Origin of the sequence: Rhodovulum kholense (genome assembly GCF_003053725.1) — a bacterium.
In the GTDB taxonomy this organism is placed as follows: Bacteria; Pseudomonadota; Alphaproteobacteria; order Rhodobacterales; family Rhodobacteraceae; genus Rhodovulum; species Rhodovulum kholense.
The window spans coordinates 420,107-428,635 of record NZ_QAYC01000002.1 but is presented as its reverse complement, the minus strand read 5'-3'; the positions used below and the strand labels follow the sequence as shown (position 1 = coordinate 428,635).

The 8,529-nt window shown below is 68.3% G+C and carries 7 protein-coding genes; 6 read left to right on the top strand and 1 reads right to left on the bottom strand.

All coding sequences use genetic code 11. The features are described 5' to 3' along the window. Positions 1 to 230: 230 nt before the first annotated feature. The 6 genes from C8N38_RS04740 to C8N38_RS04715 all read left to right on the top strand — a co-directional run bounded on the left by C8N38_RS04740 (position 231) and on the right by C8N38_RS04715 (position 7,237). Positions 231 to 482 (top strand): DUF4212 domain-containing protein, encoded by a 252-nt coding sequence (locus tag C8N38_RS04740; protein WP_108024423.1) that lies wholly within the window; start codon positions 231 to 233, stop codon positions 480 to 482. A gap of 15 nt (positions 483 to 497) precedes the next feature. Beyond that, a complete protein-coding gene (locus C8N38_RS04735; protein ID WP_108024421.1) occupies positions 498 to 2,315 on the top strand; it encodes a sodium:solute symporter family protein in 1,818 nt (605 codons plus the stop codon). Between the two features lie 121 nt (positions 2,316 to 2,436). Continuing rightward, the gene (locus C8N38_RS04730) at positions 2,437 to 4,275 is read left to right on the top strand and encodes a DUF294 nucleotidyltransferase-like domain-containing protein (protein WP_108024419.1); all 1,839 of its coding nucleotides are present in this window, start codon (positions 2,437 to 2,439) and stop codon (positions 4,273 to 4,275) included. Between the two features lie 3 nt (positions 4,276 to 4,278). Next, a complete protein-coding gene (locus C8N38_RS04725) occupies positions 4,279 to 4,791 on the top strand; it encodes a hypothetical protein (protein WP_108024417.1) in 513 nt (170 codons plus the stop codon). A 12-nt stretch (positions 4,792 to 4,803) separates the two neighbouring features. Beyond that, the gene (locus C8N38_RS04720; protein ID WP_108024415.1) at positions 4,804 to 5,187 is read left to right on the top strand and encodes a response regulator transcription factor; all 384 of its coding nucleotides are present in this window, start codon (positions 4,804 to 4,806) and stop codon (positions 5,185 to 5,187) included. Further along, positions 5,180 to 7,237 (top strand): 3'-5' exonuclease, encoded by a 2,058-nt coding sequence (locus C8N38_RS04715; protein WP_108024413.1) that lies wholly within the window; start codon positions 5,180 to 5,182, stop codon positions 7,235 to 7,237. Before C8N38_RS04720 ends, C8N38_RS04715 begins: the two co-directional genes overlap by 8 nt. Here C8N38_RS04715 and C8N38_RS21075 read toward each other — a convergent pair. Next, on the bottom strand, positions 7,231 to 8,475 hold the full coding sequence (locus tag C8N38_RS21075; protein WP_146176224.1) for a glycosyltransferase: 1,245 nt from the start codon (positions 8,473 to 8,475) through the stop codon (positions 7,231 to 7,233). The two genes, C8N38_RS04715 and C8N38_RS21075, sit on opposite strands and share 7 nt — an antisense overlap. Positions 8,476 to 8,529 lie beyond the last annotated feature (54 nt).

Sequence of the window (8,529 nt, the reverse complement as noted above, 5' to 3'; positions counted from 1 at the left end):
AAGATCATGCGCCGGATCCTGCGCAAGATCGCCGAGAACGATTTCGGCTCCCTCGGAGACATCTCGACCCTCGCCGACCCTTCGGTCGTCGACGAACTGATCAATAACAGGATGAACCGCGGCTAGGGGCGCCCCGCACCCCACCGCGCGACATTTCCCGATCCTCTCCGGCCGCCCGCAACGGGAGGTGGGCGGCCGGTTCCCTCTAACCGACATACGGGAGGAACCCAATGTCCGGACAGGACTCCGATTACTGGCGCGCGAATGTGCGCATCATCCTCATCTGCCTTGCGATCTGGGCGGTCGCATCCTTCGGTCTGGGCATCGTGCTTCGGCCGATGCTGGAAGGCATCATGATCGGCGGCGCCGATCTGGGCTTCTGGTTCGCCCAGCAGGGCTCGATCTACGTCTTTCTCGTGCTGATCTTCGTCTATGCCTGGCTGATGAACGGGCTGGATCGCAAGCACGGCGTGGACGAGTAAGGGAGCCCGGACCAGATGGATCAGTTTACCCTCAACCTCGTTTTCGTCGGCATCACCTTCGCCATCTATGTCGGGATCGCGATCTGGGCCCGGGCGGGCTCGACCGCGGAATTCTATGCCGCGGGCCGGGGCGTGCACCCGGTCCTGAACGGGATGGCGACCGGCGCCGACTGGATGTCGGCGGCCTCGTTCATCTCGATGGCCGGGATCATCGCGCTGGCGCCCGCTGGCGGCTATACCCAGTCGGCCTTCCTGATGGGCTGGACCGGCGGCTATGTGCTGCTGGCGCTGCTGCTGGCGCCCTATCTGCGCAAGTTCGGCAAGTTCACCGTGCCGGAATTCATCGGCGACCGGTTCTATTCGGGCGGCGCGCGGCTTCTGGCGGTGATCTGCCTGATCGTGATCTCGATCACCTATGTGATCGGGCAGATGCGCGGCGTCGGCGTGACCTTCGGGCGCTTCCTCGAGGTCTCGACCGATACCGGGCTTTACATCGGCGCGGCCATCGTCTTCGCCTATGCCGTGTTCGGCGGCATGAAGGGCATCACCTACACGCAGGTGGCGCAATATGTCGTGCTGATCATCGCCTATACCATTCCGGCGATCTTCATCTCGCTGGCGCTGACCGGGTCCTTCCTGCCCCAGCTCGGGCTGATCGGGGACTATGCGCCGGGCGGTGGCGACCAGACCTTCCTTGCGAAACTCGACCAAGTGGTCACGGAACTGGGCTTTACCGCGTACACCGCCGACACGCCCAACATGCTGAACATGTTCCTCTTCACCATGTCGCTGATGATCGGCACCGCGGGTCTGCCGCATGTCATCATCCGCTTCTTCACCGTGCCGAAAGTGGCCGACGCGCGCACCTCGGCGGGCTGGGCGCTGGTCTTCATCGCGCTGCTTTACACCGTGGCCCCGGCCGTCGGGTCCATGGCGCGGCTGAACCTGACCACTACCATGTGGCCCAATGCGGTCGCGGGCAATGCGCTTGACGGCGACGCGATCAGCCTCGAGGCGATCCAGACTGATCCCAAGCTGAACTGGGTGAAGACCTGGGAACAGACCGGGCTTCTGGTGATGGAAGACCTGAACGGCGACGGCCTGATCCAGTACTACAACGACAAGAACCCCGAGATGCAGGCGCTGGCGGCCGAACGCGGCTGGCAGGGCAACGAGGTCACCAAGATCGACAACGACATCATGGTGCTTGCCAACCCCGAGATCGCGGCGCTGCCCTCCTGGGTGATCGCGCTGGTGGCGGCGGGGGCGCTGGCGGCGGCGCTGTCGACGGCGGCGGGTCTGCTGCTGGCGATCTCGTCGGCGATCTCGCATGACCTGATCAAGGGCTCGATCAACCCGAACATCTCGGAAAAGGGCGAGCTTCTGGCCGCGCGGATCTCGATGACCGGGGCGATCCTGATCGCGACCTGGCTTGGCCTCAACCCGCCCGGCTTTGCCGCGCAGGTGGTGGCTCTGGCCTTCGGTCTGGCCGCGGCGACGATCTTCCCGGCGCTGATGATGGGGATCTTCTCCAAGCGCGTGAACAAGGAAGGCGCCATCGCGGGGATGCTGGTCGGCCTGATCTTCACCGCCGTCTACATCTTCCTCTACAAGGGCTGGTTCTTCATCCCCGGCACCGCCACCTTCGAGGACGTTCCGGCGAACTACCTGTTCGGCATCTCGCCGCTGTCGATCGGCACGGTCGGCGCTGTCCTGAACTTCGCGGTCGCCTTCGGCATCTCGGCCGTGACCCGGACGCCGCCGCGCGAGGTGGTCGAGCTGGTCGAAAGCATCCGCGTGCCGCGCGGGGCCGGTGCTGCGACCGGTCACTGACGATACGCAAAGGGGGCGGGCTTCCGCCCCCTTTTTCCCGCCCCGCCGGCCTGTGTAGTCACGGCAGGGTTTTCCTTTTAGGTTTTTTGAACGATCCCGCTGCCCGCACAGGACCAGAGCCATGTCCGAGTCCGAGGCCGATATCCTGGCCAGCCTGACCCGCTATGCGCCCTTCGACATGGTGCCCGCAGCGGCGCTTGAGACCCTTGGCCCCAGCCTGACCCGTATCGCGGCCGAAGCCGGTCAGACGCTGTCCTACGAGGGCGAGCGGCTCGAGGCGCTTCTGGTGATCGAAAGCGGCACCGTCGAGATCGAGACCGACGGATCTGGCCCGGTCGCGCTGCGCGGCCCTGGCGACGTGATCGGCGAACGCGGGCTCCTGCGGCTGGGCCGGGCGACGCTGACCGCGCGGGTGTCCGAGGACGCGGTGCTGATCCGCCTGCCGAAAGAGCAGTTCTACGATCTCATCGACGAGGTTCCGGCCTTTGCCGCCTGGTTCCAGCGCGCGGCCCCGGCGCGGCCTGCCGACAGCGGCGCCGACGCGGCCGGGCTGACCGCGCTGAAAGTGTCGGACCTGATGACCCGGACTCCTGTGACCTGCCCGGTCGGGGTTGCGGTGCGCGACGTGGCGCGGCTGATGCGCGACAAGGGGATCTCTTCGGTGATCCTGATGGAGGGCGAGACGCCCGCGGGCATCGTCACGGTGCGCGATCTGGCCAACAAGGTGCTGGCCGAGGGGCTGGACGGCACCACGCCGGTCGCCCGGGTGATGACCTCGGATCTGATCACCATCGCGCCCGACGCGCTGGGGCTCGACGCGCTGATGCGGTTGGCCGATCACAATATCAGCCATCTGCCGGTGGCCGAGGGCGGGCGCATCGTCGGGCTGATCGGGCGCACCGATCTGTTCCGCCAGCAGGCGGCGACCGCCAGCCACATGATCGCCGAGATCGTCGATGCGGACAGCGCCGCCGAGATGGCCCGCGTCGTGGCGCAGGTGCCAAGCCTTCTGGCGCAGCTGGTAAGCGCCGGCGCCGGGGCCAGCGCCATCACCCGGCGGATCACCGACATCACCGATGCCATCACAAGGCGCCTTCTGGTGCTGGCCGAGGCCGAACTGGGCCCGCCGCCGGTGCCCTATCTGTGGCTGGCCTGCGGCAGCCAGGGCCGGCGCGAGCAGACCGGGCAAAGCGATCAGGACAATTGCCTGATCCTCGACGACGCCGTCGAGCCCGGGCAGGACGCCTATTTCCTCGCGCTGGCGAAATTCGTCTCGGACGGGCTCGATGCCTGCGGCTTCGTCTATTGCCCGGGCGACATGATGGCGACCAATCCGCGCTGGCGTCAGCCGCGCCGGGTCTGGCGGGACTATTTCGCGGGCTGGATCGCTCAGCCCGACAATCAGGCGCAGATGCTGGCCTCGGTGATGTTCGACCTGAGGCCGATCCATGGCGAGACCGCGCTGTTTCGCGATTTGCAGGCCGAAACCCTGGCCATGGCCCGCAAGAACTCGATCTTCGTCGCGCATATGGTGTCGAACTCGCTGAAGCATACGCCGCCTTTGGGGCTTCTGCGCGGGTTTGCCCTGATCCGGTCGGGCGAGCACAAGGACACGGTCGATCTGAAGCATTCGGGCGTCGTGCCGGTGGTCGATCTGGGCCGGGTCTATGCGCTCCGGGGCGAATTGCAGGCGGTCAACACCCGCGAGCGGCTGGAGGCGGCGCGCGAGGCCGGCGTGATCTCGAAGGCGGGCGCGCATGATCTGATCGACGCCTATGACTTCATCGCCGAGACCCGGCTGAGGCATCAGGCGGCGCAGATCCGGGCGGGCGCGCGGCCCGACAATTTCATGCCGCCAGCGCAACTGTCCGAGCTGGAACGCAACCACCTGCGCGATGCGTTCATGGTGATCAAGACAATGCAGTCCTCGGCCGGGCAGGGCCGGGGCGTGATGGGGTAGGCCATGTATATCGAACTGATCGCGATCATCGTTGCCGGGATCGGCACGGGCGGGCTGGTGCTGGTGGTGAACCGGCTGACCGGCCGCCGCCTGCCGCGCTTTGCGGTGCCGCTGGCGGCGGCCGTCGCGATGCTGGCCTATGCGCTCTGGTCGGAACACACGTGGGGCGCGCGCACCGTGGCCAGCCTGCCCGAGGGCGTGGTCGAGGTCACCCATGTCGACGAGACCATCGCCTGGAAGCCCTGGACCCTGGTCGCTCCCGTCACCACGCGGCTGATGGCGGCCAATCTGATCGGCGCCCAGTCCCGCCCCGACGCGCCCGAGGTCCGGCTGGTCGAGCTTTACCTGCTGGCGCGCTGGCACGCGGCACGCACGGTCACGGTGCTGATCGATTGCGCCGCGCCCGCCCGGGCCGAGGCCACCGACGCCACCCTGACCGACCCGGCCGTGGCCGACTGGCAGCCGCTGGCGCCGGGCGATCCGCTGGTCCGGGCGATCTGCGTGCCGCAGGACTGAGGAGCGGCGGGCATGGGCGAGAAGTCGGTTCTGCTGGTCGAGGACGAGGACGGCATCGCGCTGGCGCTGGAATTCCTGATCTCGCGCCAGGGCTACGACACAAGGCGGGTCAGCGACGGCAATGCCGCTCTTCGGGCCATGGAGGAAAACCGGCCCGATCTGGTGGTGCTTGACGTGATGTTGCCCGAACGCTCGGGCTACGAGATCTGCCAGATCATGCGGCAGGACGAGGACCTCAGGGATGTTAAGGTCCTCATGATGACAGCGCGCGGTGGAGAGGTCGAGCGGCGCAAGGGTCTGGCACTGGGCGCGGATGCGTTCCTGACAAAACCCTTTGCGACTGCGGATCTAACGGCCCAGATCCGTGCGCTCCTGGGGGGAGACATGGATGCATGAGCGGCTAGGGCTGAGAGTTCGATTCGCACTGTTCTTCGGGGCGCTGGCGCTGGGCGGCACGGTGCTGCTGGGGGGCGCGCTGTGGTTCGGCCATGCCCGGGCGGGCGGACCGGCCGACGGCTACGTGATTGCGGGGGTTCTGGCGGGCTGCGGTCTGCTGGGGCTGGCGACCTGGGTGGGGCTCTTGTTCGATTCGAATGTGGCCCGCCCGATCCAGGCGCTGGCATCCGATCTGCAGACCCGGGCCAGGGTCGACATCGCCGCCGATATCGACGAGGCGCCCGCGCGCTATCTGGGGGCGCTGGCCCCAGCCGCCAATGCGATCCACGATGCGCTGGCCGCGACCCGCGAGGCGCAGGACCGGGCGGTGGCCGAACGCACCGCCGCGCTGAACCGCGAAAAGGCGATGTTCGAGGCGCTGTTGCGCGATCTGGCCGAGGGGGTGGTGGTGGCCACGCCCGATCACCGGATCATGCTGTATAATCGTGCGGCGCTTGGGCTTCTGGGCGATCTGGGGCTCGACCGGCCGCTGACCGCTTTTCTCAGGCCCGAACCGCTGACCCATGCGCTTGACCGGATGGGCGCGCGGGCGGCGCGCGGCGAGGCCGAGGCCGAACGCTTTCTGGCCGCCACCGACAGCGGCGAGCGGTTCCTGATGGCCCGGGTCAGCCCGGTCGCGGTCGAGGGGCAGCGCGTGGGCTATGTGCTGATCTTCCACGACGCGACCGAGGATCTCGAGGCGCATGCCGAGCTCGACCACCTGTTCAACACCATGCTCGAGGCGGTGCGGCGACCGACAGCGGCCATCGGCGCACTGTTCGACGCCATCGAATCCGATCCCGACATGGCGGGCGAGGTGCGGTCGGCCTTCTTTTCCCAGCTGCGCAGCGAACAGGCGACGCTGGTCGACCGGATGAACCAGGTGGCCGACCGCTATGGCGTCGCCACCACCCGGCGATGGCCGATGCCCGCAGTCGCCTCGGACGACATCTTCGATGCGCTGACCGCGCGCCTGCCCGAGGATCTGCGCTTCGAGGGCGGGCGCCAGTTCATCCGCTGCGACGGGTTCGCCATTTCCGAGCTTCTGGGCCGGGTGATCGAGGGGCTGCGGGCGGACGGCCAGCGCGGCGGTTTCGTGCTGCGTGCGGTGCCCGAGGGCCGCGAGGTCTGTCTGGAACTGCACTGGACGGGCGCGCCGGTCAGCGACGGGCAGATCGACCGCTGGCTCGCGGCGCCGCTTTCGGCGGGCTATGGCGAATATCTTGGCCGCGACGCGCTGGAAGGCCATGGCACCGAACTTTGGGCCGAGCCGACCGAGACCGGGCACCGGCTTGTCCTGCCGCTGGTGGCCGCGGCGGCGCCGGTGCTGACGCCCGCCGATCCGCGGCCGGAATTCTACGATTTCTCGCTGCCGCGCGCGGCCGCCGGGACGCTGGCCGACCGCCCGCTGTCCGGGCTCAGCTATGTGGTTTTCGACACCGAGACGACCGGGCTTGCGCCGCGACAGGGTGACGAGATCGTGCAGATCGCCGGGCTGCGCATCGTGAACGGGCGCATCCTGCGCGGCGAGGTGTTCAACACGCTGGTCAATCCGGGGCGGCATATCCCGGCCTCATCGACCGCGGTCCATGGCATCGACGACGCGATGGTGCGCGGCGTGCCGGATGTGGTGTCGGTCGGGCGGCGGTTTCACGCCTTCTGTGAGGGGGCGGTGCTGGTCGCCCATAACGCGGCCTTCGACATGGCCTTCCTGAAGATGAAGGAAGACCGGCTGGGGCTTTGCTTCGACCATCCGGTGCTGTGCACCGTGCTGCTGTCGGCCGCCCTTTATCCCCATGCCGAGGATCACACGTTGGATGCGCTGGCCTGCCGCTTCGGGGTGCGGCTGGACCCCGAGCACCGGCACACGGCGCTGGGCGATGCGCTGGCCACCGCCGAGGTCTTCCGCCACATGCTGGACGAGTTGCAGGCCACGGGGATCCGCACGCTGGGCGAGGCGATGGCGCGGGCCAACGAGATGCACCGCATCCGCCGCGCCCAGAGCTACTGAGCGCGGCCCGCCGGACCGGCGATCACCCTGCGGAAGAAGGCCTCGCGTTTCGGGTAAAGATCGCTCTGGGCGTAATGCGCGACGGCATGGGCGCGGGCACGTTCGCCCATGGTGCGGGCAGCTGCGCGGTCGGCCAGAAGGGCCACGATGCCTGCGGCGATCTCGCCGGGGGTCTGGAACTCGACGAAGCGGGCGGCATCGGGCGGCACCACCTCGCGCACCGGGGGCGTGTCCGAGACGACCATCGGGCAGGCCGCCGCCATCGCGTCGAGCAGCGACCAGGACAGGACGAAGGGCCGGGTCAGGTAGACATGCGCGTCGGACCGGCGCAGCAGCGCCCGATAGCGGCCTGCGGGCAGCCGCCCGGTGAAATGAAGCCGCGTCATGTCGAAGCCGTGCGCGGCCAGGGCGCGCGCCTTCCAGCTGTCGCCCTCGGGCAGGCGGCCGCCGTAATGCACCGAATCCTCGCCCGCGACGACCGCATGCAGGGTGCCGTCCTCGGCCTGCAGCCGCGCCAGATCGGCCATGAATTCGGGAAAGCCGCGCATCGGCTCCATGCCCCGCGTGGCATAGGTGACCAGCGGCGCGGCGTCGGGCAGACCCTCCAGCGTGAAGGGCGGCTCGCCCGGCGGCGGGCGGACGAGCGCGTCGATATCGACGCCGTCATGGATCACGGTTGCCCGTTCCCGCAGCCAGTCCGGCAACTGGTCGCGCTGAAAGGCGGTCGGCACCAGGATCGCGTCGGCGGCCTGCAGGTCCAGCAGGAAGGGCAGGTTGCGGCAGAGCGTGGCGGCGTGACGGTCCTCGACCGAGTCGGTGCTTTCCGACTCCATGTCGACGGGCGGGTAATTGTACCACCATTCGAGATAGGGCACGAACCGCGCCTTGGGCCAGACCACCCGCGCGAAGCTGCCCGAACCCCAGCCGGAATGGGCCACCACAAGATCAGGCGAAAATCCCTGCTGGCGCAGCGTGATCGCGGCCCGGGCCAGACCCTGTCCGTTCAGCACCGCCCGTTCGGTGCCGCGCAGATAGCGGTGGGTGGCCTTGTCCACGTCGCGGTGGCGGCCATAGCCCAGCACCCGCAACCCGCTTGCGGCGATCCGGGTCACGCGGTCCCGTGGGAACCCCTCGGCGGCGGTGGCGAAGACCACGTCCCAGCCGCGCGCGACCAGATATCCGGCGATGCCGCCGAACTGGGCCGGAAAGTTCTCATGCACGAAAAGGATGGATGGCATCGGCCCAAGCCTGCGTCAGTGTCGGGCCGAAGTCTAGGGCGAGCGAGGTTAACC